This window comes from Methylobacterium cerastii, from assembly GCF_022179125.1.
Classification (GTDB): Bacteria; Pseudomonadota; Alphaproteobacteria; order Rhizobiales; family Beijerinckiaceae; genus Methylobacterium; species Methylobacterium cerastii.
The window spans coordinates 20952-45440 of the sequence record NZ_BPQG01000054.1; the positions used below are offsets into that span (position 1 = coordinate 20952).

At 70.3% G+C, this 24489-nt stretch carries 27 protein-coding genes and 2 pseudogenes; 11 read left to right on the forward strand and 18 right to left on the reverse strand.

Features of this window, described 5'->3' with window-relative positions; translation table 11 throughout:
- Positions 1 to 270 precede the first annotated feature (270 nt).
- The 3 genes from MFF13_RS18150 to MFF13_RS18160 all read left to right on the forward strand — a co-directional run bounded on the left by MFF13_RS18150 (position 271) and on the right by MFF13_RS18160 (position 2211).
- Positions 271 to 1167 carry a lipid kinase gene (locus tag MFF13_RS18150; RefSeq protein ID WP_238272667.1) on the forward strand — a complete coding sequence of 299 codons (897 nt, stop codon included), beginning with the start codon at positions 271 to 273 and terminating at the stop codon, positions 1165 to 1167.
- Between the two features lie 13 nt (positions 1168 to 1180).
- Positions 1181 to 1900: a TerC family protein gene (locus MFF13_RS18155; RefSeq protein WP_147829974.1), complete on the forward strand. Its 720-nt coding sequence runs from the start codon at positions 1181 to 1183 to the stop codon at positions 1898 to 1900.
- A gap of 86 nt (positions 1901 to 1986) precedes the next feature.
- Positions 1987 to 2211, forward strand: coding sequence for an AbrB/MazE/SpoVT family DNA-binding domain-containing protein (locus MFF13_RS18160; protein WP_147762190.1), 225 nt, complete (start codon positions 1987 to 1989; stop codon positions 2209 to 2211).
- Positions 2212 to 2445: 234 nt separating this feature from the next.
- Here the strand turns inward: MFF13_RS18160 and rho are convergent, their stop codons facing one another.
- Positions 2446 to 3804: a transcription termination factor Rho gene (gene rho / locus MFF13_RS18165; protein WP_187273690.1), complete on the reverse strand. Its 1359-nt coding sequence runs from the start codon at positions 3802 to 3804 to the stop codon at positions 2446 to 2448.
- Positions 3805 to 4046: 242 nt separating this feature from the next.
- Between rho and MFF13_RS18170 the strand changes: the two genes are divergently transcribed.
- The gene (locus tag MFF13_RS18170) at positions 4047 to 4319 is read left to right on the forward strand and encodes a hypothetical protein (RefSeq protein WP_238272656.1); all 273 of its coding nucleotides are present in this window, start codon (positions 4047 to 4049) and stop codon (positions 4317 to 4319) included.
- 97 nt (positions 4320 to 4416) lie between these two features.
- Here the strand turns inward: MFF13_RS18170 and MFF13_RS18175 are convergent, their stop codons facing one another.
- From MFF13_RS18175 to MFF13_RS18220, 10 genes are all read right to left on the reverse strand, one after another.
- Positions 4417 to 4959, reverse strand: a complete 543-nt coding sequence (locus MFF13_RS18175) for a YciE/YciF ferroxidase family protein (RefSeq protein WP_147829968.1) — start codon at positions 4957 to 4959, stop codon at positions 4417 to 4419.
- A gap of 209 nt (positions 4960 to 5168) precedes the next feature.
- On the reverse strand, positions 5169 to 5396 hold the full coding sequence (locus MFF13_RS18180) for a type II toxin-antitoxin system HicB family antitoxin (RefSeq protein WP_147762186.1): 228 nt from the start codon (positions 5394 to 5396) through the stop codon (positions 5169 to 5171).
- Positions 5393 to 5635: a type II toxin-antitoxin system HicA family toxin gene (locus MFF13_RS18185; RefSeq protein ID WP_147753719.1), complete on the reverse strand. Its 243-nt coding sequence runs from the start codon at positions 5633 to 5635 to the stop codon at positions 5393 to 5395. Before MFF13_RS18185 ends, MFF13_RS18180 begins: the two co-directional genes overlap by 4 nt.
- A gap of 46 nt (positions 5636 to 5681) precedes the next feature.
- Positions 5682 to 6371, reverse strand: coding sequence for a dephospho-CoA kinase (gene coaE / locus MFF13_RS18190; RefSeq protein WP_147829964.1), 690 nt, complete (start codon positions 6369 to 6371; stop codon positions 5682 to 5684).
- Positions 6372 to 6381: 10 nt separating this feature from the next.
- Positions 6382 to 7215: a shikimate dehydrogenase gene (locus MFF13_RS18195; protein ID WP_373322574.1), complete on the reverse strand. Its 834-nt coding sequence runs from the start codon at positions 7213 to 7215 to the stop codon at positions 6382 to 6384.
- Positions 7212 to 8195 carry a cation diffusion facilitator family transporter gene (locus tag MFF13_RS18200; RefSeq protein ID WP_147829960.1) on the reverse strand — a complete coding sequence of 328 codons (984 nt, stop codon included), beginning with the start codon at positions 8193 to 8195 and terminating at the stop codon, positions 7212 to 7214. The genes MFF13_RS18195 and MFF13_RS18200 overlap by 4 nt, the downstream gene beginning before the upstream one ends.
- 9 nt (positions 8196 to 8204) lie before the next feature.
- Entirely contained in the window at positions 8205 to 8849 is a 645-nt protein-coding gene (locus MFF13_RS18205; RefSeq protein ID WP_147829958.1) for a Maf family protein, read from the reverse strand.
- Between the two features lie 216 nt (positions 8850 to 9065).
- Positions 9066 to 9485 carry a helix-turn-helix domain-containing protein gene (locus MFF13_RS18210; protein ID WP_238272658.1) on the reverse strand — a complete coding sequence of 140 codons (420 nt, stop codon included), beginning with the start codon at positions 9483 to 9485 and terminating at the stop codon, positions 9066 to 9068.
- Positions 9486 to 9499: 14 nt separating this feature from the next.
- A complete protein-coding gene (locus MFF13_RS18215) occupies positions 9500 to 9823 on the reverse strand; it encodes a BrnT family toxin (protein ID WP_238272659.1) in 324 nt (107 codons plus the stop codon).
- A gap of 49 nt (positions 9824 to 9872) precedes the next feature.
- On the reverse strand, positions 9873 to 10703 hold the full coding sequence (locus MFF13_RS18220; RefSeq protein ID WP_147753725.1) for a pyruvate, water dikinase regulatory protein: 831 nt from the start codon (positions 10701 to 10703) through the stop codon (positions 9873 to 9875).
- Between the two features lie 498 nt (positions 10704 to 11201).
- On the opposite strand from MFF13_RS18220, the gene MFF13_RS18225 reads away from it, so the two are divergent.
- The 3 genes from MFF13_RS18225 to MFF13_RS18235 all read left to right on the forward strand — a co-directional run bounded on the left by MFF13_RS18225 (position 11202) and on the right by MFF13_RS18235 (position 13799).
- Positions 11202 to 12359 (forward strand): uroporphyrinogen decarboxylase, encoded by a 1158-nt coding sequence (locus MFF13_RS18225; RefSeq protein ID WP_147829984.1) that lies wholly within the window; start codon positions 11202 to 11204, stop codon positions 12357 to 12359.
- Between the two features lie 292 nt (positions 12360 to 12651).
- Positions 12652 to 13098 carry a protoporphyrinogen oxidase HemJ gene (hemJ, locus tag MFF13_RS18230; RefSeq protein WP_147762178.1) on the forward strand — a complete coding sequence of 149 codons (447 nt, stop codon included), beginning with the start codon at positions 12652 to 12654 and terminating at the stop codon, positions 13096 to 13098.
- 350 nt (positions 13099 to 13448) lie between these two features.
- On the forward strand, positions 13449 to 13799 hold the full coding sequence (locus MFF13_RS18235) for a lysozyme inhibitor LprI family protein (RefSeq protein ID WP_147829954.1): 351 nt from the start codon (positions 13449 to 13451) through the stop codon (positions 13797 to 13799).
- A gap of 31 nt (positions 13800 to 13830) precedes the next feature.
- Here the strand turns inward: MFF13_RS18235 and hisG are convergent, their stop codons facing one another.
- Positions 13831 to 14823, reverse strand: a complete 993-nt coding sequence (gene hisG, locus MFF13_RS18240; RefSeq protein ID WP_238272660.1) for an ATP phosphoribosyltransferase — start codon at positions 14821 to 14823, stop codon at positions 13831 to 13833.
- Entirely contained in the window at positions 14820 to 15965 is a 1146-nt protein-coding gene (locus tag MFF13_RS18245) for an ATP phosphoribosyltransferase regulatory subunit (RefSeq protein WP_147829952.1), read from the reverse strand. Before MFF13_RS18245 ends, hisG begins: the two co-directional genes overlap by 4 nt.
- Before the next feature lie 179 nt (positions 15966 to 16144).
- Here MFF13_RS18245 and MFF13_RS18250 point away from each other — a divergent pair, with 179 nt between their 5' ends.
- The gene (locus MFF13_RS18250; RefSeq protein ID WP_147829950.1) at positions 16145 to 16417 is read left to right on the forward strand and encodes a YARHG domain-containing protein; all 273 of its coding nucleotides are present in this window, start codon (positions 16145 to 16147) and stop codon (positions 16415 to 16417) included.
- A 54-nt stretch (positions 16418 to 16471) separates the two neighbouring features.
- Here MFF13_RS18250 and hisS read toward each other — a convergent pair whose 3' ends face one another.
- The 3 genes from hisS to MFF13_RS18265 all read right to left on the reverse strand — a co-directional run bounded on the left by hisS (position 16472) and on the right by MFF13_RS18265 (position 20267).
- A complete protein-coding gene (gene hisS, locus MFF13_RS18255) occupies positions 16472 to 18007 on the reverse strand; it encodes a histidine--tRNA ligase (protein WP_147829948.1) in 1536 nt (511 codons plus the stop codon).
- A gap of 336 nt (positions 18008 to 18343) precedes the next feature.
- On the reverse strand, positions 18344 to 18847 hold the full coding sequence (locus MFF13_RS18260; RefSeq protein WP_147762173.1) for a DUF3429 domain-containing protein: 504 nt from the start codon (positions 18845 to 18847) through the stop codon (positions 18344 to 18346).
- 157 nt (positions 18848 to 19004) lie between these two features.
- Complete coding sequence (locus tag MFF13_RS18265; RefSeq protein ID WP_147829946.1) at positions 19005 to 20267, reverse strand: MFS transporter; 1263 nt, start codon at positions 20265 to 20267, stop codon at positions 19005 to 19007.
- 472 nt (positions 20268 to 20739) lie between these two features.
- Between MFF13_RS18265 and MFF13_RS18270 the strand changes: the two are divergent.
- Together MFF13_RS18270 and MFF13_RS26635 are read left to right on the forward strand one after the other, a co-directional pair.
- Positions 20740 to 21450, forward strand: a pseudogene (locus MFF13_RS18270) (MCP four helix bundle domain-containing protein); the annotation flags it as partial.
- Between the two features lie 106 nt (positions 21451 to 21556).
- A pseudogene (locus MFF13_RS26635) lies at positions 21557 to 21718 on the forward strand (methyl-accepting chemotaxis protein); the annotation flags it as partial.
- Positions 21719 to 22148: 430 nt separating this feature from the next.
- On the opposite strand, the gene MFF13_RS18280 reads toward MFF13_RS26635, so the two are convergent.
- Positions 22149 to 23033, reverse strand: a complete 885-nt coding sequence (locus MFF13_RS18280) for an SDR family oxidoreductase (protein WP_147829944.1) — start codon at positions 23031 to 23033, stop codon at positions 22149 to 22151.
- A gap of 108 nt (positions 23034 to 23141) precedes the next feature.
- Positions 23142 to 23531 (reverse strand): tautomerase family protein, encoded by a 390-nt coding sequence (locus MFF13_RS18285; protein WP_147753979.1) that lies wholly within the window; start codon positions 23529 to 23531, stop codon positions 23142 to 23144.
- Between the two features lie 95 nt (positions 23532 to 23626).
- Between MFF13_RS18285 and MFF13_RS18290 the strand changes: the two genes are divergently transcribed.
- The gene (locus tag MFF13_RS18290) at positions 23627 to 24487 is read left to right on the forward strand and encodes a LysR family transcriptional regulator (protein ID WP_147829942.1); all 861 of its coding nucleotides are present in this window, start codon (positions 23627 to 23629) and stop codon (positions 24485 to 24487) included.
- The last annotated feature ends 2 nt before the right edge of the window (positions 24488 to 24489 follow it).

The following is a 24489-nucleotide window of genomic DNA, read 5'->3' on the forward strand; positions in this document are numbered from 1 at the left end:
GCAAGTTCGGAATTGGGGGGCAACGGGGTTGAGATCGCCGGAACGGTACGCCACCTAGGCCGTATTCCGGGTCCGGGCCCCTCTGGCGGTCGAGGCGTCGACCGCGATGTCGGATCTCTGCCACGCCGTCGCCCCCGCGCCTCGCGGGTGGCGGCGAACGCGCCGAAGAGGTTACCGCCCTTGTCCGATCCGTTGAGCCGGTCCGTCGCCGGAGGTTCGCCGACGAGCGCGGAGGCCGAGTCGTCGGGGGCGTCGCGTCCGCGCCGGGCGCTGCTCCTGTGCAACCCGAAGGCCCGCAACGGCGGCGCGGCGATCGATGCCGTGCGCGAGGCGTTGCGCGCGGGCGGCCTCACGCTGGTCGAGCCGGAGCCCGAGCGCGATTGCTGCGCGGTGATCCGGCGGCACGCGCAGGACGTCGACCTCGTGATCCTCGGCGGCGGCGACGGCACCATGAACGCGGCGGCGCCCGCCCTCGTCGAGACCGGCCTGCCGCTCGGCATCCTGCCGCTGGGCACCGCCAACGACCTCGCCCGCTCCCTCGGACTGCCGCTCGATCCGGTGGCCGCCGCGGAGCTGATCACGCAGGCCGCGCCGCAGCCGGTCGACCTCGGCTGGGTCAACGGGCACTACTTCTTCAACGTGGCCAGCATCGGCTTCTCGGCGGATCTCGCCGGCGGCCTCACCGCGGAATCGAAGAAGAAGTGGGGCACGGTCGGCTACGCCATCGCCGCCTTCCGGGTGCTGCGGCGGGTGCGGCCCTTCACGGTGACGATCGAGCACGACGGCAAGCGCGAGCGCGTCACCACGATCCAGGCCTCGGTCGGCAACGGGCGCCACTACGGCGGCGGCATGACGGTGGAGGAGACAGCGACCGTCGACGACGGCAAGCTCGACTTCTACTCCCTTGAGGTGAAGCACTGGTGGCGCCTGCTCGCCCTGCTGCCGGCGCTCCGCCGCGGCACCCACGGCAGGGCCGAGGACGTGCGCGCCTTCCAGACCACCGAGGTGGTGCTGAGCACGCGGAAGCCGCGGGCCGTCAACACCGACGGCGAGCTCACCACCCACACCCCGGCCCACTTCAAGGTCTTCCCGAAGATCCTGAAGATCTATGCCCCGGATGCGGCCGACCGGCCGGGAGCCGGCGGCACCCGCTTCCTGCCGCTCTGACGCGAGGCGCCCGATGGACCATCTCGTTCAACTCGCCGCCGACCCGACGGTGTGGGCGGCGCTGGCGACCCTCGTGGTGATGGAGGTGGTGCTCGGGATCGACAACCTGATCTTCATCTCGATCCTCACCAACAAGCTGCGGCCCGAGCACCAGGCGAAGGCCCGCCGCATCGGCATCGGGCTCGCCCTGGTCCTGCGGCTGGGGCTGCTCGGCACGGTCGCCTTCATCGTGCAGCTGACGAGCCCCGTCTTCTCGGTGCTCGGCCACGCCTTCTCCTGGCGTGACCTGATCCTGCTCGCCGGCGGCCTGTTCCTGCTGTGGAAGGCCACCACCGAGATCCATCACAGCGTCGACCCAGCTCCGGAGAAGGCGACGGGCGACGCGACGCTGGGCTTCGCCGCGGCGATCGGCCAGATCCTGCTCCTCGACCTCGTCTTCTCGATCGACTCGATCATCACGGCGGTGGGCATGACCGAGCACGTGCCGGTGATGATGATCGCCGTCGTGACGGCAGTGGTCGTGATGCTGGTGGCCGCCGAGCCGCTCTCGGCCTTCATCGCGAAGAACCCGACGGTGGTGATGCTGGCGCTCGGCTTCCTGATCATGATCGGCATGACGCTGATCGCCGAAGGCTTCGGGGCGCACGTGCCCAAGGGCTACATCTACACCGCGATGGCGTTCTCGGCCGGCGTTGAAGGGCTGAACATGCTGGCGCGGCGGAGGCGGGCGTAGCGGCCGCCCGTCCCGCGCTTGCGCATCCGCACGGTCCCGCCCATTCTCGAAGGGACCGATCCCCGGCAACCCGTTTGGAAGACGCGATGGTGGCGCTCAAGCTCACGCAGATCGGCGACGCCGTCGGCGTCGTCCTTCCGAAGGAGGTGCAGGCGCGGCTCAACGTGTCGACGGGAGACACGGTCTTCCTCGTAGAAACGCCGGACGGCTACCACCTGACACCCGAGACACCGGATTTCGCGGATCAGATGGCAGTCGCCCGCGCCGTCATGAAGGATCGCCGCGACGCGCTCCGCGAACTGGCGAAGTAGCCGCGACACTCCGCCCTCCACCCCGCGACCTTATCCTGAGGTGCCCGCGCCGGCGGGCCTCGAAGGAGGTCTCCAGACATCGCGCGGCCGGCTGGAGGGCTCCTTCGAGGCTCCCGCTTCGCGTCCGCACCTCAGGATGAGGGCGAGGGGAGGATCGACGGTCAGTCGGGCTGTCATGAGAAAGGCCCCGATCCTGCGATCGAGGCCTTTTTCTCGTTCGAGTCCTAAAAATCGTCAGGTGTTCATCGAGTCGAAGAAGTCGCCGTTGCTCTTGGTCTGGCGCAGCTTGTCCATGAGGAACTCGATCGCGTCGGTGACGCCCATCGGGTTGAGGATGCGGCGCAGCACGTAGGTCTTCTTGAGCGCGTCCGGCGGAACCAGCAGCTCTTCCTTGCGAGTGCCGGAGCGGGTGATGTCGATCGCCGGGAAGATGCGCTTGTCCGAGACCTTGCGGTCCAGGATGATCTCGGAGTTGCCGGTGCCTTTGAACTCCTCGAAGATCACCTCGTCCATGCGCGATCCGGTGTCGATGAGCGCGGTGGCGATGATCGAGAGCGAGCCGCCCTCCTCGATGTTTCGGGCCGCGCCGAAAAAGCGCTTCGGGCGCTGCAGGGCGTTGGCGTCGACGCCGCCGGTGAGTACCTTGCCCGACGAGGGCACCACGGTGTTGTAGGCGCGGCCCAGACGGGTGATCGAATCCAGCAGGATGACAACGTCGCGTCCGTGCTCGACCAGGCGCTTGGCCTTCTCGATCACCATCTCGGCGACCTGCACGTGGCGGGTGGCCGGCTCGTCGAAGGTCGAGGCGATGACCTCGCCCTTCACCGAGCGGATCATGTCGGTCACCTCCTCCGGGCGCTCGTCGATGAGCAACACGATGAGGTAGCACTCCGGGTGGTTGATGGTGATCGACTGCGCGATGTTCTGCATCAGCACGGTCTTGCCGGTGCGCGGCGGCGCGACGATCAGGGCGCGCTGGCCCTTGCCGATCGGGGCGACGATGTCGATGATCCGCGGCGAGAAGTCCTTCTTCGGCGGCGCGTCGAGCTCCAGCTTGAAGCGCTGGGTCGGGAACAGCGGCGTCAGGTTGTCGAAGTGGACCTTGTGCTTGATCTTCTCCGGGTTCTCGAAGTTGATCGTGTTGACCTTCAGCAGCGCGAAGTAGCGCTCGCCGTCCTTCGGTCCCCGAATCGGGCCTTCGACGGTGTCGCCGGTGCGCAGGCCGAAGCGGCGGATTTGCGTGGGCGAGATGTAGATGTCGTCGGGCCCCGGCAGGTAATTCGATTCCGACGAGCGCAGGAAGCCGAACCCGTCCTGCAGCACCTCACAGGTGCCGGCGCCGATGATCTCGACCTCCTTGGCAGCGAGCTGCTTCAGGATCGAGAACATTAGCTCGGCCTTGCGCATGGTCGAGGCGTTCTCGACCTCGACCTCCTCGGCGAAGGCGATCAGGTCGGTGGGCGTCTTGGACTTGAGGTCCTGGAGCTTGACCTCGCGCATGGCGTCGAGGTCGGAGGCCGCGAGCGCGCCCTCGGTCGGCGTGTTCGAGCCGGTGATGTCCGCGAGGGCGGAGACGTCGGACTGTTCGTTCATGGGATGTCTTGAACCGACGAAAGCGAAGGTTGAGGCGGGGAGCCTGGCAATCGGGAGAAGGCGCCGGATGTCTGGCCGCGAAGGGTGCGGCGGACCCGTGCATCGTCTTGGTGGAGCCCCGGGGGCTCACGGATGCTGCGGTGGCGCTTTTTGGGAGGGCAGATCACGCATATCGTGTTTTTCGTGCCGGCTCAAGGGCTGGGTACACGCTCCCGTCCCGGATCGAACGATCCGCCGCGGAGATGCGCGATACCAGCGTTAAAGATTCCGGCTCAAGCCTCGAAACCGTCTCGCCCCGGGAGTTGGTCATGCGTGTGGGGAAGGCGCTTGGGTTGGTGCTGGGGTTCGCGGCGTACAGTCCCGCAGCGCATGCAGCGTCTTCCGCGTGGGCAACGCGCAGTGAGGCGGCCTACCTTGAGGCGGCGTTCAGCCATGATTTGTGGACGCGTGATGACAGCGAATTGCGGACGCTCAACAAGCGGCTGAGCCGGAAGCCGGCAAACACCAAGCCGTAGGGCCGCTCCCAAGATCATCGGACCCCGGGGACGGTCTCGTCGCGACACGCCGGACCGAATGATCAGACCGGCCCGGCGTCATCGCATCGGATCGAGTTCAGGCCGCCTTGCGGCCGGACTTCTTCGTGGCAGGCTCCTCCTCCGTCGGCTCGGTGCCGTCGAGGTTGAGGCTCTCCGCGATCTCCGAGAGCAGCGCGTCGGTCTTCTTCTCCTCCTGCAGGGTCTCGTCGAGGAGCTTGGCCGCGTCGGCGTAGCCGAGCTGGGCGGCCCAGGTCTTCAGGGTGCCGTAGCGGGCGATCTCGTAGTGCTCGACGGCCTGGGCGCAGGCGGCCAGGACCGCGTCGGCGGCGGGGCTGTCGCCGAAATCCTCCAGGTCCTCCTCCATCTCCAAGGTGATGCCCTGCATCGCCTCGCAGGTCTTGGCGCGGGCCGGCTTGCCGATCATCTCGAACACCTGGGTCAGGCGCTCGACTTGGTTGGCGCTCTCCTCGGCGTGGGTCTCGAACGCCTGCTTCAGCTCGGCATGCTCGGCGGCCTTGGCCGACTTCTTGAGCGCCTTCACCGACTGCTTCTCGGCGTAGTAGACGTCCTTCAAGGTCTCGTAGAAGGCATCGTGCAGCGTCTTCGGCTTGGTGGCCATGGCAGGTCTCCGGGTTCTCGCGGGCCGGCCGCGACGGCAGGCGGCCCCTGGGCTGCCAACCCGGCGACGCCGCCTCGGGTCCCGACGAGATCCCGATGAAATATCGCGCCCTGTGGAGGAACCGGACGGCTCCGACAGGCGATCGCTCGCGGCTCATACCGATCACGCGCGTCGCGATGCGGTCCCCGATCGCGGACGGCGGGAGCCGTTCAGCCGACGGCGCGCTGCAAAGTGCGCGAGGGGGCGGGCACGGCATGCCCGAGTTCGCGAGCCATCGCGATCCAAGCATCGATCGCGTCGCGGACGTTCACCAGAGCTTCCTCGGGGGTCTCGCCGTCGGACATGCAGCCTGGGAGATCGGGCACTGTCGCAGCGAAGCCGCCGCCGTCATCGTGGGTCAGCGGGGAAATGACGACGGGATAGGTGAGTTCGCTCATGGCGCGGCTCTGACCTTGTCGATGAACCGGACGAGTTCGCGGATGTACCATCCCTTGATCGGCCGAGCAGCGGGGATCGTCAACTTTTCGAATTGGGAGCGGTGGCCGATCCGATAATGCGAACCGCCGCCGCGTGGGGGATGGCAAACGACGTCGAACTCGGCGCAGAGCGCCATGATGTCCGAAACGGTCCAGCCGGCCATCGGCTTGGCACGCATCGCTTCCAGGCGTTTCGACATGCGGCACCACCTCCTGACTCGAAGGCAATTTTTTCAGAGTGATAAGTTAATTTTCCTCGGACCGGACGTCTACCGCGAATGGGTTAGAATTCGGTTGCGATCTGGGGCGGTCACCGTGATGTCCTGCCTCGTCGGTTAGTTGCGCGACGATCCCCGCCACCTCGGCCTCGGCGGCGGCAAAGCCGAGGCTCGTGTCGAGCACGTAGTCGGCCCGCGCCCGCTTCTCGGCGTCCGGCATCTGCTTGGCTAGGATTGCCGCGAACGCGGCCTCGGTCATGCCGGGGCGGGCCAGCACGCGGGCGCGCTGCACCTCGGGCGGCGCGGTGACCACGAGGACGGCGTCGCACCGGGCCTCGCCGCCGGTCTCGTAGAGCAGCGGGATATCGAGCAGCACCAGCGGCGCGCCCGCATGGCGTTCGAGGAAGGCGTGGCCGATGGCCCGGACCAGCGGGTGGACCAGCCCCTCCAGCCGGGCCAGCGCATCCGGGCGCCCGAGCACCGCGTCGCGCAAATGCGCGCGGTCGACGCCGCCGTCCGGAGCGAGCGTTCCGGGGAACGCGGCGCCGATCGCCCCAGCCGCGGCGCCGCCCGGCCCGTAGAGGGCGTGCACGGCCGCGTCGGCGTCGTGCACCGGCACGCCACGCGCCGAGAACATCGCCGCGGTGGCAGATTTCCCCATGCCGATCGAGCCGGTGAGCCCCAGCACGAACGGTTTTTTGCGCACAGTATCGCTCATCGGAGCGGACCTATCGCGGCAGGTCGGCGACGACGACCGCGCGCAGGGCCTCCGTCACCCTCGGGCGCACGCCGAACCAGGCCTCGAAGCCCGGCACCGCCTGGTGCAGCAACATGCCGAGCCCGTCGATCGCCGGAAGCCCGCGGGCGCGGGCGGCGGCGAGGAGGCCCGTCTCCAGCGGCACGTAGACGATGTCGGCCACCGCCGCGTTGGCCGGCAGCGGAGCGAGGTCGAGGTCGAGCGGCGGGTTGCCGGCCATGCCGAGCGCGGTGGTGTTCACCAGAAGCCCGGCCTCGGGCATCAGCGCCGGGATCGCGTCCCATTCGATCGCGGTCGCGATGCCGGGGGCGAGCGCCGCGACCGTCTCCGCCCGCGCGCGGGTGCGGTTGGCGACGACGATGCGCGCGAGGCCGCGCTCGGCCAGGCCGACGACGACGGCGCGGGCCGCCCCGCCCGCCCCGAGCACCAGGGCGGTGCCGGCCCGCTCGGGCCAGCCGGCGCCGAGGCTCTGGTCGAGGTGGGCGGTGAAGCCCGGTGCGTCGGTGTTGTCGCCGAAGATCCGACCGTCGGCGCCGACCACCAGGGTGTTCACGGCCCCGATGGCGCGGGCCCGCGGGCTCAGCGCGTCGCAGAGCGCAAAGGCCGCCTCCTTGTGCGGGATCGTGACGTTGCCGCCACTGAAACCGGATTCCGGAAGCCGGCGAAAGAACGCCTCGAAGGCGTCGGGCGCGACGGCGATCCGCTCGTAGCTGCCGGCGATCCCATGTTCGCTCAGCCAGTGCCCGTGGATCAGCGGCGAGCGCGAATGCGCAATCGGATGGCCGACGACGAAGGCGCGCCTCACGCCACGCACTCCCGCGCGAGGAGGCAGGGCGGGCCGCCGGCCTCCTCGATCTGCAGGGTCGCGTGGGCGATGCCGAAGCGGGCGCGCAGCGTCTCGGCGACCTCGACGAGGAAGCCGTTGCCCGGGTGGCCGCCGGCCATCACCAGATGCGCCGTCAGCGCGATCTCGGTGGTGCTCATCGGCCAGATGTGGAGGTCGTGCAGGCCCGAGACTTCCGGGCGGGCGTCGAGGTAGGCGCGCACCGCGTCCGGGTCGATGCCGGGGGGCACCGCGTCGAGGGACATCGCCACGCTGTCGCGCAGGAGCCCCCAGGTCGCCCAGACGATCAGGCCGGCGACGACGAGGCTGACGGCGGGGTCGATCCAATCGAGGCCGGTGGCCAGGATGGCGAGGCCCGCGAGCACGACGCCGGCCGAGACCGCGGTGTCGGCGGCCATGTGCAGGAAGGCGCCGCGGATGTTGATGTCGCCCTTGGCGCCGGACGCGAACAGCCAGGCGGTGACCCCGTTCACCAGGATGCCGAGGCCCGCCACCACCATCACGGTCGTGCCGGCCACGGGCTCGGGATGGATCAGGCGCGAGACCGCCTCCCACAGGATCGCGCCGGTGGCGACGAGCAGGAACACCGCGTTGAACAAGGCGGCCAGGATCGAGGAGCCGCGCAGGCCGTAGGTGAAGCGCGCGGTGGAGCGGCGTTTGACCAGCACCGAGGCGACCCAGGCGGCCACCAACCCGAGCACGTCGGAGAGGTTGTGGCCGGCATCGGCCACCAGCGACATCGAGTTGGCCGCCAACCCGTAGCCGGCTTCGATCACCACGAAGGCGGTGTTGAGCGCGATGCCGATCGCGAAGGCGCGTCCGAAGCTCGCCGGGGCGTGGACGTGGCCGAGCCCACCGTGGCTGTGGCTGGCATGACTATGGCCGCCATGGTCGTGACCGTGGTCGTGCCCGGCATGATCGTGGTGATCGTGTCCCGCCATGTCGCGTTCCTAAAACGTCAGGAGCCCGGAGGCCCGCAGCCGCGCGAGCAGCGGCAGCAGCGGCAGGCCCAGGATGGTGCTGTGGTCGCCCTCGACCCGGTCGAACAGGTGGATGCCGAGCCCTTCGAGCTGGTAGCCGCCGACGCTGGCCCGCACGCGATCCGCGCCGGCCAGAGCCACATAGGCCGCGATCGCGTCCGGATCGAGCGGGCGCAAGGTGAGGCGGGCGGTCTCGACGAAGCTCTCGACCCGGCCGCCCTGCACGATCGCGACGGCGGAATGCAGGGCGTGGGTGCGGCCGGCGAGTTCGCCGATCTGCGCGCGGGCCTCCTCCAGGCTGGTGGGCTTGTGGAACACGCGGCCGTCGGCATCGAGCACCTGGTCGGCGCCGACGACGACGCGGTCGGGACAGGTCTGCGCCACGGCAAAGGCCTTCGCCTCTGCGAGCCGCAGGGCCAGCCCCTCGGGGGAACTCTTGGGATCCTGGCCGGTGCAATCGGCCTCGACCGCGCGCTCGTCGACGCCCGGCGCCCGCGCCTCGACGACCAGGCCGGCACTCTCGAGCAGCATCCGCCGCGTCGAGCTGGTGGAGGCGAGGACGAGGGGGCTCGGGCCCCGCCAAACCGAGGGCGAGGGGAAAGACGAGGTTGGCATCCCGCCGGAGTGTCATGGATCGGCGGAACGCCGCAAGCGCCGGCCGGCACCACGCCCAAAACCCCGCCGTCCGGAACGAGCCGGCCGACGGGGCTTGAGGGGACCGATACGCGACGCTGGCCCCGAAGGCAGGATTACCGCGGCGGGGTTAGCGTCCGGTCAACGGGACGGATGGCGACGGGTGCGGGTTGTGGGACAGACATGGGCCGGCCTCGGTCACGCACGCCGTGCAGCCATCTTCGCCCGCCGAAGGTCTGCATCACGCTGAAACCATCTTCCGGTCGGCTTATCCTTCCGCGCCGACTGCGTCCCGGTCTCAGCTTCGAGCGCCTGGTCGTCGGGCACGTCGTCCCGCTCCGCCCATCCGAGAAGGCCCAGGACGTGGCGCGGGTCTGCTGCGACGAGCGCGAGCAGGGTGCGGGCTGCCGGATCGGGCGGCGTCCGCCCCTGCTCCCAGTTCTGCACCGTCTTGAGCGGCACGCCGATCGCCTGTGCGAAGACGGTCTGCGACATGCCGAGATGCAGGCGCAGGCGAGCCGAGGGGACTACCAGCATGCCATCGGGTAAATCGCCATCCGCCGGTTCGCCATCCTCGATCCCGTGGCGGTGGATGTCGGCCTCCGTCGTCGCCGCCATCTTTTCGCGATCGATCATGGGCCGGTGGGTCCGAAGCTCGTCTGCCGTGACCCGAGCCATTGCCGGCGCTCCTTCGCATTGGACAACCGCGCCGAGATGATGCGGCGCACGCCGTCGCGATCGGTATAGATCACCGTCAGAACGAAGCCGTCCCGCTCGCCGGTCGCGCGGATACGGGTCTCTCCGTAATCCCGGCGATCGTCCTCAACCGTGTCGCCGTCGAAGATCCCGGCAGCGAAATCGAAACCGAACCCACGCTCCCGCAGGATCTTCTCGTGTTTCGCATCGTCCCACGCGAAATCCAGGGCAAGGATCGGCCTCAGGCGCAGAATAATCAAGGACTATCCGCTTGAAGCGGACATCATCGAGCCTGCCCGAGAACGCCCCTCACGCGGCGATGAACTTCAGCCGGTGGTCGCGGTACAGGTCGAGGATCGCGGCGGCGGTCTCCTCGATCGAACGGCGGGTGACGTCGATGGTCGGCCAGCGGTTCTTGCTGAACAGGCGGCGCGAGGCGGTGATCTCGTCAGCGACCGCGTCCTTGTCGACGTACATCGAGGAATCGTCGGCGTTGAGGCTGAGCAGGCGGTTCTGGCGGATCTGGACGATGCGCTCCGGCGACGCGATCAGCCCGACGACGAGGGCCTTGCGCACCCGCTCCAGCGCCGGCGGCAGCGGCATGCCGGGCACGAGCGGCAGGTTGGTGGTCTTGAGGCCGCGGTTGGCGAGGTAGATCCCGGTCGGCGTCTTCGAGGTGCGGCTGACCCCGATCAGGATCACGTCGGCCTCCTCGAGGTCGTCGGGCAGGTTGCCGTCGTCGTGGGCGAGCGTGAAGTTCATCGCGTCGATGCGCTTGAAATACTCGGCGTTCAGCGTGTGCTGCGCCCCGGGCCGGGCCGCCTTCTGTGTGCCGAGGTAGGATTGCAGCAGGTTGTGCACCGGCTGCAGCACCGAGAGGCAGGGCGAGCTCGATTCCCGGCACGCGGTCTCCAGACGCTCGCCGAGGTCGCCGCCGACGAGGGTGTAGAGCACGAGTCCCGGCGCCGCCTGGATCTCCGAGATCACCCGTTCGAGCTGCGGCCCGGAGCGCACCAGCGGGTAGACGTGCTCGATCGCCGAGACGCCCTCGTACTGGGCGGCCGCCGCGCGGCCGACGTTGATCAGGGTCTCGCCGGTGGAATCCGAGACGAGGTGGAGGTGGAAGTAGCTGCGGCTCATCCGGTCTCCTCCGGTCGCGGAAGCGGGGGAGGCTCCCTTATCCACCGCCGGCCGTCAGGGGAGTCGATAAGTGTGGATAGGATGGCCCGCCGGCCCGGTCCAGCCGGAGTCCGCGAAATCCATCGACTCCCGCGTCAACAGGGTGTCCGATCGAGCGTGTCGGAATCCGTGCGCCTGGGAGAATCCGGGACGCAGGCGCGCAACGAACGCCGTCAGCCCGCGCAAGGCGCTGTCGGGACTGGCCTATCGCAGACATTAGCGGCAATCCGTTAAAGCCTGCTTAACGGCGTTGGGCCCGGGAGAGCCTGTGGACACGCTTGCACTCCCATGACTCATGCCTCCAAGAGAAAAAACAGAGTCCTAGAATCTCTCTTCTCTTAGATTGGACCGGGCTGGGGACGGCCTTCGTCGCGCTTCGACGGGGACCGGACGAACGGGCCTTCGACAACAAGACCTGAGCCCGACAGGGCGGAACGGGAGGCGGCATTGGGGGACACGATGGCCACGCAGGGCACGGTGCAGGGCGGCCCCGACCGGAAGGTCCTCAGGGTGCTCGCCGGCGAGGCGATCTCGCCGCCCCCCGCCTGGATGATGCGCCAGGCCGGGCGCTACCTCCCCGAGTACCGGGCGACGCGGGCGGAGGCCGGCTCGTTCCTCGACCTCTGCTACAGCCCGGACTTCGCCGTCGAGGTGACGTTGCAGCCGATCCGCCGCTTCGGCTTCGAGGCGTCGATCCTGTTCTCCGACATCCTCGTGATCCCGCACGCGCTGGGGCAGGACGTGCGCTTCGTCGAGGGCGAGGGGCCACGCCTCGATCCCCTCGAAGGCCGGGCCGAGTTCGAGCGCCTGCGTCAGGCCGGCGACCCGGCGATCTTCGCCCATCTCGAGCCGGTGTTCGAGACGGTGCGGCGCCTGCGGGCGGAGCTGCCGCCCGACACCACGCTCCTGGGCTTCTGCGGGGCCCCCTGGACGGTGGCGAGCTACATGATCGGGGGACGGGGCACCCCGGACCTCGCGCCCGCCCGCGCCCTCGCCGAAGCCGACACGAGCCTGGTCGACGAATTGATCGACCGCCTGGTCACCGTGCAGACCGAGTACCTGGTGCGCCAGCTCCGGGCCGGCGCCGACGCGGTTCAGATCTTCGAGTCGCATGCCGGCACGCTTCCGCCCGCCCTGCCGGCCGGCACGGCGCTGGTCGAGCCGGTGGGCGACGTGTCCGACAGCGCGCTCCCCGAGGAGACCGAGCAGGACGCCTTGAGCCGCTGGTCGTTCGCCCCGATCGCGCGGATAATCGCCGGCATCCGCGCGGCGGTGCCCGATGCGAAGATCATCGTGTTCTGTCGCGGCGCCGGGCTCGAGGGCCATGCCCGGGTGGTGCCCGAGACCGGCGCCGACGCGGTCGGCGTCGACTGGTCGATCGACCTCAAGGCCCTGCGCGACCGGGTGCCGGCGACGACGGTGACGCAGGGCAACGTCCATCCCGACACCCTCATCGAGGGCGGCGCGGCGCTCGATGCCGCCGTCGACGCGGTGCTCGACGCCACCCGTGGCCTGCCCCACATCTTCAACCTCGGCCACGGCATCACCCCGCAGACGCCGGTGGCGCACGTGGAGCAGATGCTGGCGCGGCTGCGGCGCGGTTCACCGTCGTCTTGAGGGACACCTGCTAGAGGCCGCGCATTCCCCTCGCCCCGCCTGCGGGGAGAGGGTCGCGACGACCTTGTCGTCGTCGCGGCGAGGCGGCAGCCAAGGGTGAGGGGCCTGCGCCGAAGGAGCCTCTTCGTTCGCGCCCCCTCACCGCCGCTGCGGCTTCGCCTCCGCTTCCCACAGGCACGACGAGGTGCCTGTGGGCCTCTCCCCGCAAGCGGGGAGAGGGAGAAACGCGTCCTATCCGCCTAATTCCGGAAACATGCGCCCTGCCCGAACATCACACCCGGAACCCTGACCCGTGCTCGACAACCTCTATCCCTGGATCAAGGCGTTCCACGTCGTCGCGGTGATCGCGTGGATGGCCGGGATGCTCTACCTGCCCCGCTTGTTCGTCTACCACGCGTCCCTGCCCCCCGGCCCGGGCTCGGCGGCGCAGGCGGCGACGTTCAAGGTGATGGAGCGGCGCCTGCTCAAGGCGATCATGAACCCGGCCCTGATCGTCACCTGGGTCCTCGGCCTGACCCTGGCCTGGACGAGCGGCGCCTACGTCACCGGGTGGCTTCAGGCGAAGTTCGCGCTGGTGCTGGCGATGACCGGCATCCACGGCTGGCTCGCCCGGATGGTCAAGGATTTCGCCGCCGACCGGAACAGCCGCGGCCACAAGTTCTACCGCGTGCTCAACGAGGTGCCGACGCTGCTGATGATCGTCATCGTCGTGCTGGTGGTCGTGAAGCCCGGCCTCTAGCAGGCTGCTGAAAAAGTCCCGAGATGGAGAAAGACGTTCTCCTGCCGCAGGCACTCGCGGGCCGAGCCCCCACGATCGAGAACCGTCGAGACGCGAGAACCGCCCCATTCTCTAACAAATGGTGTGATTCGGAGATGATTGTTCTACCTCGCCCGACTTTTTCAGCAGCCTGCTAGAGCATTTTCGGTGATCCAGAGATCACCGAAAATGCTCTCTCTTGTTGCGGGGCCGCATGGTTTCCTGCGAGCCGGCATCCACCTCGCTCGAAAATGCTTCGGCGCACGATTTATCCGTTCGGTTCCCCCGGCCGGCGTGCGATGGAGAGCGGAGCACCGCCCCATTGGACCGCCATGACCGCCAAGCCGAGCCTCGTCCTGCCCGTCCTCGCGGCTCTCCTCGCCACCGCGCCCGCCCATGCGGCGAGCTTCGATTGCGAGGCGGCCAAGGCGGCCGACGAGAGAGCGATCTGCACGACGCTCGCCCTCAACGACCGCGACGTCGAGATGGCGACCCGCTTCGAGATCCTGAAGGACGTGCTGCCGATGGGCGGCCGCGCCAAGCTCCGCGACGACCAGGAGAGCTGGCTCACCGAGCGCCGCGCCTGCGCCGCCGACACCGCCTGCCTCAAGGCGATCTACGACGCGCGCCTCAAGGTGCTGCGCGCGGTGCAGTCTGAATTCGCCAAGCAGGGGCCGCAATAGGTCGCTCGGTGGCAAACCCTGACGGGCGGTCCTAAAGCCGCGCCAGCAGCCGCTCCGCCAGGGGGTTCTCGGCGGCGAAGGCGTAGTCGATCCGGCGGACGGTGACGGCCTGGGCGCCCGCCCGCACCAAGCTGTCGGCGAGGTCGAAGACCGCGTCGGCCGGGCAGCGCATCACGATTTCCCCGTCGGGTCCGCGCGGGGCGCCGTAGGGCAGCTCGGCCTCGTGCAGGCCGCTGATGCTGGCGAGGTCGATCGCACCGGATTCCGGCATCGCCGCGCGGACCTCGCGGGTGGTCCGCGCCCGCTCCTCGGCGGCGATCCGGCCGAGCACGGCGCGGAGCGCCGCGCGCTGGCTCTCGCCCCAGGGCGCGTTGAGGGAGGCGACGAGGTTGGCCTCCGAGCGCAGGATCACCCCGTCGTCGAGGATCTTCAGGGCGTTGGCGGCGAGCGTCGCGCCGGTGGTGGTGATGTCGACCACGATCTCGGCCGAGCCGGCGGCCGGCGCGCCCTCGGTGGCGCCCAGGCTTTCGACGATGCGGTAGTCCACCACCCCCTTCTCCGCGAAGAAGCGGCGGGTGAGGTTGACGTATTTCGTGGCGATGCGCAGGCGCCGGCCATGGCGGGCGCGCATCTCGGCGGCGACCTCGTCGAGGTCGGCCATGGCGCGCACGTCGATCCAGGCCTGGGGCACGGCCACCACCACCGTGGCGTTGCCGAAGCCCAGCGGCGTCAACAGCTCGACCTGGCCGTGGACGTCGGGCAGCGTCTCGCGGATCAGGTCCTCGCCGGTGATGCCGAGATGGGCCGCGCCCGAAGCGAGCTGGCTCGCGATCTCGGAGGCCGAGAGGTAGCGCACCTCGACGCCGGCCACGCCCACGAGCTTGCCGCGGTAGTCGCGCGCGCCTGCCCCCTGCGCCAGGCGCAGGCCGGCGCGACCGAAGAAGGCGGCGGCGTTCTCCTGCAGGCGGCCCTTGGAGGGCACGGCCAGCACCAGGGGTGCATCTGCGTCCATGGTCTCGCTCATCGGCCGGCTCCTGCGACGCGGTCGACCCAGAAGGTGCAGCCGACGGCCGGCTGCGCGGTGGCGCTGCCGAGATGGGTGAGGAGCCCGTCGTAGCGGCCGCCGCCGACCAGCACGGGGCCGGGCCGGTCGCCGCCCGCGGCCGTCACCTCGAAGATGAAGCCGGTGTAGTAGTCGAGGTTGCGCGCGAAGGCGCCGGAGAAACGAAACCCGTCGAGCCCCATGCCGCGGGCGGCGATGAAGCCGTTGCGCTCCTCGAACAGGTCGAGGGTCGCCTCGAGTGTATCGTGGCTCAGTCCCGCGTCGCGGACGAGTGTCCGCAGGTCGCGGGCGGCGGCGTCCGGGTCGCCGCCGATCGCGCGGTAGCGATCGACGATCGCGCGGTTCTCGGCGTTCAGGCCGGCGCCGCCGTTGGCCTGGGCCGCGGCCTTGGCCAGGAAGCGCTCGGCGATCTCGCCAGCGCTGCGCCCGCCCACCGCCGAGATGCCGGCGATCGCCAGCACGTCCTCGACGAAGGCGCGGACCCCGCGCGGGTCCTGGCCCTGGATCGCGGCGAGCAGGCCCGCATGCGGGTCCTCGGGCAGCGCGGCGTTGGTGACCGCGTCGAGGGAGCGCCCGGCAGCCAGCGCCCGCAACGTCCGGCGCTTGGCGGCCGGCGGCACGCTCAGGGCCTCCAGCAGTGCCACCGTCAGCCCCATGTCGCCCAGTCGCACGCCCGGGGCCGCGTGCCCGAACAGGGCGAGGCCTTCGAGGGCGATGCCGAGCACTTCGGCGTCGGCGGCCGGGGTGTCGGCGCGGCCGATCGATTCGATGCCGGCCTGGAGGAACTCGTCGGGCTCGTCGGCCGCCAGCCGGAACACCGGGCCGCAATAGCTGTAGTCGGCCGCCCGGCCGTCGCCGCCGGCCAGGTGCAGGCGGCAGACCGGGATCGTCAGCTCCGGTCGCAGGCACAGTTCGGCCCCGTCGGAGTCCTGCGTGACGAAGATGCGCCGGCGGATGTCCTCGCCGGAGAGCTCGAGGAACGGCTCGACCGGCTGCAGCACCGGCGGCGTCACGAAGCGGTAGCCCCCTTGCGCGAGGTGCGCCGAGAGCCGCGCCTGTGCCGACGCGCTCGCCTCCGTCTCTCCTGCCTGCGGTCGCGTCATGATCCTGCCCGTCGTCGTCGAGCGGTTCTGTAGCAACCGGAGCCGGTCTTGGCGACCGCCCCGCCGGGCCTCGCGAGCGGGAATGAACACGCAGGGTCAAACCTTTGGGACGCGCGGGCGCATGCGGCGGCGATCGCATCGGCTATCGTGCGGCTCCCGTCCCCACCGGAGCCGACCCGATGCGCGCCCTCGCCCTTGCTTCCGTCCTGGCGGCCTTGCCGCCGCTCTGCACGCCCGCGCGGGCGGAGTTCCCGTGCGACGAACTCTGGGGCGAGCGCAACGCGGTCTACGGCGAGGCCGGCTACTGCTTCCGCACCCCGCGCGGGATCAAGGCCTTCGGCAACGCCGACTGCCGCTACGACGACATCGCCGACGTGCCGCTTTCGGCTCGGGATCGTGCCAAGGTCGCCGAGATCCAGCGTCAGGAACGCGCCGCCGGCTGCCCGCGCTGAGGCTGCCGCTGCTCGTCCCCCCGCAGAGGGGGGAGGGAGAGCCGGCCCCTACCCTTACGCGTCGGCCGAAAAATGCTGCGCCAGCACGGCGCGCACGCGCTCGACCATCTCGGCCTCGGGACAGGAGAACTGGGCCGGCCGGGCAGCCTTCCACTCGGCGTTGCTGGCGATGTTGCGGGCGGCCTCGGCGCCGGCGACGAGGTCCTTGACCTGGATTTCGCCGGCCTCGCGCTCGTTCGAGCCCTGGATGATCGCCACCGGGCTGCCGCGGCGGTCGGCGTACTTCATCTGCGCCTTCATCCCGGCGCCGCCGAGATAGAGCTCTGCCCGGATGCCGGCCCCCCGCAGGGTGGCGACGAGCCGCTGGTAGGCGGCGATCTCGTCGCGGTCGAGCACCAGCACCACCACCGGGCCGGGCTTGGCCGGGGCCTCGGCGAGCGGGCTGCCGGTGAGCTGCAGCGCCGAGAACAGCCGCGACACGCCGATGGAGAAGCCGGTGGCCGGAACCGGCTCGGACCGGAAGCGCCCGACGAGCCCGTCGTAGCGCCCACCCCCGGCGACCGAGCCGAAGCGCACGGTCTGCCCGTCCTCGTTGGTGACGGGGAAGGTCAGCTCGGCCTCGTAGACCGGCCCGGTATAGTATTCGAGGCCGCGCACCACGGAGGGGTCGACGCGGATGCGGTCCACGCCGTAGCCGGCGGCGTCCACCAGCTTGGCGATGGTGTGCAGCTCCTCGATGCCGGCCCGCGCGGTCTCGTTCTCGCCGAAGGCGGTGAGCAACGCGTCGACGAAGGCGAAGCGTTCGGGCGTTTCCTCCGAACCGCCGGCGAGCAGCAGCGCGATCACCTTGTCGGCTTGGGCCCCGTCGAGTCCGGCGCCCTTGGTGAAGTCGCCCGACTCGTCCTTGCGGCCGGGGCCGAGCAGCAGGCGCACGCCCTCCGTGCCGAACTTGTCGAACTTGTCCATGGCGCGCAGCACGGTCAGCCGCTGGCCGGCCTGCGCGTCGCCGCCGAGCCCGATCGTCGCCAGCACCCCGTCGAGCACCTTCCGGTTGTTGACCTTGATCACGTACTGCCCGGCCAAGCCCAGCCGATCCAGCGTGTCGGCCATCAGCATGCAGGCCTCGGCGTCGGCGGCGACGCCGGGCGCCCCGACGATGTCGGCGTCGAACTGCATGAACTGGCGGAAGCGGCCCGGGCCCGGCTTCTCGTTCCGGAACACGAAGCCGTTGCGGAAGCTGCGATAGGGTTTCGGGATCGCGTCGAAGTTCTCGGCCACGTGCCGGGCGAGCGGCGCGGTCAGGTCGTAGCGGAGCGAGAGCCACGCCTCGTCGTCGTCCTGGAACGAGAACACGCCCTCGTTCGGGCGGTCGAGGTCGGGCAGGAACTTGCCGAGCGCCTCGGTGTACTCGACGAACGGGGTCTCCAGCGCCTCGAAGCCGTAGAGCTCGAACGTCGCCCGGATCGTCTCCAGCATCCGCCCCTGCGCCGCGATCTCGGCGGCGCGGCGATCGACGAAGCCGCGCGGCAGGCGGGCCTTCAGGCCGGATTTTTCGGCCTTCTCGGCCTTGTTGGAATCGGCCTTGGACATGAGGGTTCGTTTCGATCGCGCGCTACGGGGGTCGCGCCGGGCTGTATCGCGGCGGCGGGGGCAGCGGCAAGCAGGGCTGGATTTCGAAGGCGGGCGGGTTCTCGCGGCGAGACGATGGTGGGCATTTTCCCTCCCCCTCTGCGGGGGAGGGTGGCCCGCGAAGCGGGTCGGGAGAGGGGAGCGCGTTGTTCGGAGAGGTCGCTCCCCTCTCCCGACCCTCGCTCACGCGAGGCCCACCCTCCCCCGCACCCAAGTCGGGCTCGCCCGACTTGGGCACACAGGGTGCGGATCTCGCGCAAGCCCGAGATCCGTCGGGGGGGAGGGAAGAGGGGCGGCCTAGTAAGGCGAGATCCACTTCAGCCACAGCAGCGCGGCGAGGCTCACCACGGCGATCGGCATCTGCAGCGGGCGCAGGCGAGCGAAGAACAGCGGTGCCTCTCCGGTGCGCGCGGCGATCGGGTCGAGCACGGCGATGGCGGCGTAGCCGACGATCAGGAGGGCGAGCGCCGGGATCGCCTTGCCCATCACCACCGTCACGAGGGCGGAGAGCCCAAGCGCGAACAGCCCGAACATCGTCGCGATCTGCACCACCGTCGGCCCGCCCTCGGTGCGGAAGCTGACGCCGCGGCGCACGCCCGCCAGGAACAGCAGGATCGCGGCGCCGTAGAGGATCGTCACCAGGGCGACGAGGTAGTCGAGGGGCTGGCCGCGCATCCACCAGGCGGCGGCGGCGCCCGCCACCAGCGGCAGCATCGGCCCGAAGCCGAGGACCACGCTGAGCCAGGGCGTCTCGCGCGATTCGTGGGCGGTGAGGGTGCGTCCGGTGGCGTCGTCGCGCATGGGGGTCAGGCCGTTTCCGTGTTGTCTCGGGCAGGTTCGGGCGAAGCCGGCGCGCGGGGACGGCGCGCCGCGCGCCGGCACGTCATGATCCGTGCCATACAGGTGTTGGCCCCCGCCGCGCGAGCGTGAACCCGCGCCCGGCACCGCGGTGCCGGGATTATGTCGCGGCCTGTGCCGTGCGGGCCTGGCGCCGCCGCGACCGGCGGCCGGGCTCGGGCGTCGCGTCGAACCAGATCACCAGGGCGAGCGCCGCAAGCGCAGGCGCGCCGAGCGCCAGGAACGCGCCGGCCCAGCCGAACAGGCCGAAAGCGAGGCCGCCGTACCAGGCCGAGAGCGCGCCTCCGACGCCCTGCACCGCGTTGACGGTGCCGAGCGCCGTCTGCGTCCGGCCCGAGCCCCAGGTCAGGTCGGCGACCACCACCGGCACCGCCACGCCGACGATGCCCGACGCCACCCCGTCGAGGATCTCGGCCAGGATCAGCCAGGTCGGGTCGTCGACGAAGGCCGAGAGCGCGGCGCGCACCGGCAGCACCGCGAAGGCCGCGAGCAGGAGCTTGCGCCGGCCGCGCCGGTCGGCGAGCGATCCGGCGAACAACGCCACCGGCACCATCGTGAGCTGGGCCACCATGACGTAGATCGCCGTCCAGTGCGTCGCGCTGACGGCGGTGGCGACGAGCTTCTGGCCGAGCAGCGAGAGCATGCCGCCGCTGCCGAGGTTGAACAGCGTCAGCGCGCAGGCGAGCACCAGGAGCCGGCGGTCGCCGAGGACGGTGCGGATACCGGCCCGCTGCGGCGCGTCCTCCTCCTTCTTCCCATCCTTGGCCCCATCCTTCGCCTCGTCCTCCTTCCAGCCGACCGCCCGGCGCTGGCTCCAGGCGGAGGCCGGCGTCGCCAGCGCGGCGGCGATCGCCAGCACCGCCATCAGGCCGAGCACCCAGAAGGCGATGGCCGGCCCGAACCGCGCGGTGCCGAGCGTGATCGCGCCGGCGGCGATCAGGATGCCGACGTGGTTGAAGGCCTGGTTGCGACCCTGCTGGCTCGGGAACCGGTCCTTGCCGACGATCCCGAGGGTCAGCGCCGTCACCGCCGGCAGCAGCAGGGTGCCGCCGGCCGCCGCCAGCAGCTGCGCCGTGAACACGAAGGCGAAGGCGCGGGCCGGCAGAAGCAGCAGGGTTCCGGCGAGGATCGCGGCGCAGGCGGCGGCGATCAGCCAGCGCGGCCGCCCGACCCGGTCGACCAGCGCGCCGAACGGGCCGGAGAGCAGCAGCGTGCCGAACCCCACAAGGGTGGTGACGAGGCCGACGCGGGCCGGGCTCCACGATCCGGCCTCGGCGAGCCAGGTGCCGAGGAAGGGTCCCAGGCCGCCCTGGATGTCGCCGATGAAGACGTTGATCAGGGCGAGGTGGGTGGTCGGGGCCATGCCGTCCTTGGGTGTCCGCGGGAGCGGCGCAGGGCGTGGCCCGGCTCCGTCCCGCGGTCAAGCCGCGGCGGATCGGACGGGGGGGCCGGTCTTCACGCCGGTCGCGAGGTCGGCCGGAAGGGAATCGCGTCGTTCCGCTTCCGGGCGGCACAACGGGCCGGGCGACGACCGCCTTGACGGCCTCTCGGTCGGCGTCTTCGTCGGCCTCCTGCGACCATCCGCACGCATCGTGCAGGTCCGCGTGCTGACGCTTCGTCGAGTACATCTTACGGGTGCTGGATACACCCTTCGGTTGTCGAATGAGACCGGATTCGAAGCTGTCCCGCTCAATCGGGCGGCCCTCCGCAGACGGTACGCCGAATTTGAATATAGATTTTATACAAATCCATCGGTTTAAGACCTATTTTAATATCTGAACAAGAATTTTATATTCGTATGCTATAAACGGAAGACTGATTTCGGGCTTACGATCATGCGACTTCTCAGCAACGCAAAAGTCATCCTCAAGGTCGCGCTTCCGCTTGTGATCCTGTCCATTCTCACGGCTGGGCTCGGGCTCTACTCGCGCGCGACGCTAGGCGACCTCGCCGCGCAGACGCAGCAGATCGTGGACGTGCAGGCGACGCGGCTGGAAAGCGTCCTCAACGTTCGGATCAACGTGAACGAGGCCTCGATCCAGGCGCGCAACATCCTGATCGAGACGCGCGAGACCGAGATGGCGCAGTACAAGTCGCGCTACGATGCGGCGATCAAGTCCGCCTTCGAGAACGTCGACCGGCTCATCGCAATGTCCGACACCGCCGAGCGCAAGGCCGTCAACCAGACGCTGCGGGACACCATGACCGAGTTCTTCGCGATCATGGATCGCGCGAACCTGCACGGCATGAAGAACGACAACGAGACCGCCAGCAAGATCCTCCTGACCGAGGCGACCGTCGGCCTTGCGAAGGTTCGTGCAATCACCCAGCCCCGCATCGATCGCCCGACGGCCGAGCTCCGGCAAGCCCGCGACGACGCCGAGCAGGCCGTCTCCCGAGCCTCCACCCTGCTGGTCGCCACCGCCGCCTTCGGCCTGCTCGGCGCGCTGACGCTGGCCTCCCTGATCGTCGTGTTCGGCCTTACGCGGCCGATGGGCAGCCTGGTGGCCGTGCTGCAGCGCATGGCCAAGGGCGATACCGAGGCCGAGATCGTCGAGGCGCGTCACGGCGACGAGATCGGTGCCGTCGGCAAGGCGGTGGAGGGCATCAAGGCGATGGTGGCGCAGAAGACCGCCGGGCAGGCCGAGATCAAGCGCGGAGGTCACCAGCAACATCGCCGGCGTGGCGCAGGCCTCCGAGGAGACGGGGGCTGCGGCGACGCAGGTCCTGGGCGCCGCCTCCGAGCTGTCGCGCCAATCCGAGCACCTCGGCGTCGAGGTCGCGCGCTTCCTCGACACCGTGCGGGCTGCCTGAGGCGCGCCTGACGATCCGAACGCCCGCGCCGGCCGCCCTCCCCCCGCATCGCGCTGCGGGATTCACACGTCCCCGCTTCTGGCGGTTCGCCCTACGCGCATCCCCTTTCCCCGCGCGCGGGGAAAGGGCTTTGCCGACCTCGTCGTCGGCAAAGCGAGGCGGCAGCCGACGGTGAGGGGGCTGATCCGAAGGAGGCTCATCCGTTCGCACCCCCTCACCGCCGCTTCGGCTGCACCTCCGCTCCTCGCACGGACGACGAGGTCCGTGCGGGCCTCTCCCCGCCCGCGGGGAAAGGGGGGAACCCGCAGGTCGTCCGAGGCCGAGATGAGATGTGAGCATACCGCAGCGCGTGGGCAGGCGGCCGACCGATAGCGGCCCGGCATTCGGTCGAGGCCGAAACCGGCCGCCCGGCGACGGCTCGGAGACGGTCTCAGATGGTGACCATGCCGCCCGTCACCGCGATCATCGCGCCGTTGATGTAGCTGGCCGCGTCCGAGGCCAGCATCACGTAGGGCGGCGCCACCTCGGCCGGCTGTCCGGGGCGCCCGGCCGGCGTCATCGAGCCGAAGCTCTCGACCTGGCTGGTGTACATCGTCGCCGGGATCAGCGGCGTCCAGATCGGGCCGGGCAGCACCGCGTTGGCGCGGATGCCGCGCTTGCCCAGGATCTTGGCGAGGTTCGCCACCATGTTGCAGAGCGCCGCCTTGGTCGAGGAATAGGCGAGCTGCTGCTCGACCGGGTTCTTGGCGTTCACCGACGCGGTGGCGATGATCGAGGCGCCGGGCTTCAGGTGCGGCGAGGCGGCCTTGAGGATGTAGAACATCGCGTGGACGTTGACGGCGTATTGCCGGTCCCAGTCGGCGATCTCGATACCCTCGATGTCGTCGGCCAGCACCTGCACCGCGGCGTTGTTGACGAACACGTCGAGCTTGCCGAATTCCGCGACCGTCCGCTCCACCAGCGCCGCGCAGTGGCCGGCATCCGAGACGTCGCCCGGCAGGAGCAGCGCGCGCCGGCCGGCCTTTTCGATCCAGGCGGCGGTGTCCTGGGCGTCGTCGTGCTCGTCGAGATAGGCCAAGGCCACGTCGGCGCCCTCGCGGGCGTAGGCGATCGCCACCGCGCGGCCGATGCCGGAATCGCCCCCGGTGATCAGCGCGACCTTGCCGGCGAGCTGACCGGAGCCGACGTAGCTGTGCTCGCCGTGATCGGGCGGCGGCTGCATCTCGGACGAGCGGCCGGGATAGGGGATCGGCTTGGCCTCGAAGGGCGGCTCGGGGCGTTGGGAGGCAGCGTTGGGCGAGGGCGTGTCGGGCATGGTGGTCCTTTCGGTGGGGCCGCGACCTGTCGGCGGGGCGCGGGCGGCGTCCCCTCGTGAACCCGCCGAGACGCGCACAGGCTCACCCCGCGTCGCCGCGCCGGATCGTCACGCCGGCGGGCCGTAGCTCATCAGCCCGTCGCCGAGCGACCAGTTTTCGCGTGAGACCTCGACGAGGGTCACGAGCACGTTGCCGGGCTTCACGCCCGGATCCCGCCCGAGGTTGCGGGCGATGGCCGCGTAGAGCGCCCGCTTCTGCGCGGTGTCGCGGGTGTCGTTGGCGATGATCTGGATCATCACGAGGTCGTCGTCCCGCGCGATGCCGAGGTAATTCGGATCGTAGATGAAGGCCGAGGCGGCGTGCTCATGGATCACGGTGAACTGGTCGTCCTCGGGCACCGCGAAGGTCTCGCGCATCGCCGCATAGAGGCCGGCCGCGAGCGCCGCGTGGAAGGCCGGGCTCTTGCCGGCGCGAATCGAGATGCGGGTCAGGGGCATGGCAGGGTCCTCGTTTCGGAGCGAGGACAGGATTGCGTCGCGTCGTGATAACGGAAAGATATGCTCTGCTATATCTGCCATAACGGATCGTTGTGATGCCGCCCCGCCCGCTCGACATAGACAGCGTTCAGGCCTTCGTGCTCACCGTGGACCTGGCGAGCTTCACCCGCGCCGCCGAGGCGCTGGAGACCTCGCAGGCCGGGATCAGCCTGCGGCTCAAGCGGCTGGAGGACCGGCTCGGCTGCCGCCTCGTCGATCGCACGCCGCGCAACGTCCGGGCCTCGGCGCAAGGCGAGTGCTTCCTGCCCGCGGCCCGCGGCCTGCTCGCCGCCCACGACCGGGCGATGGCCGACCTCGTCGCGGCGCCCCCTGCCCGTCTGGTCCTCGGGATCAGCGACCACGTCGCCGGCCCGGACCTGCCCGCGCTGCTGCACCGGCTCGGGCTTGCCGGTTCGGGCCTCGTCGTCGAGGTGCGGATCGCCTCCTCGCGCGACCTGATGCGCCTGTTCGATGCGGGCGAGCTCGACGCGGCGATCGTCCGAAGCGAGGACCCGACCGATGCGGGCGGAACGGTGCTGGCCGAGGAGCACCTCGCATGGTTCGCCGCCCCCGGCTTCCGGTTCGAGCCCGGCGCGCCCCTGCCGATGGCGACGCTGGCCGGCCCCTGCAACGTCCGGGCGGCGGCGCTCCGCGCCCTCGACGCGGCCGACCTGCCCTGGTGCGAGACTTTCGTCGGCGGCGGCGTCCTCGCCGTCGGCGCCGCGGTCGGGGCCGGGCTCGCGGTTGCGGCGCTAGCCCCGAGCGTTGCGCCGGCCGGCGCCCGCGACGTCGGCGCCGCGTTCGGGCTGCCGGCCCTGCCGCTCACCCGGATCGTGCTGCACGTCCGGGCGCCGGACCCGCGCGCCGCCGCGGCCTTGCGGACGCTGGCAGCGGCGTATCGCGGCGCGGCGCGCTGAGG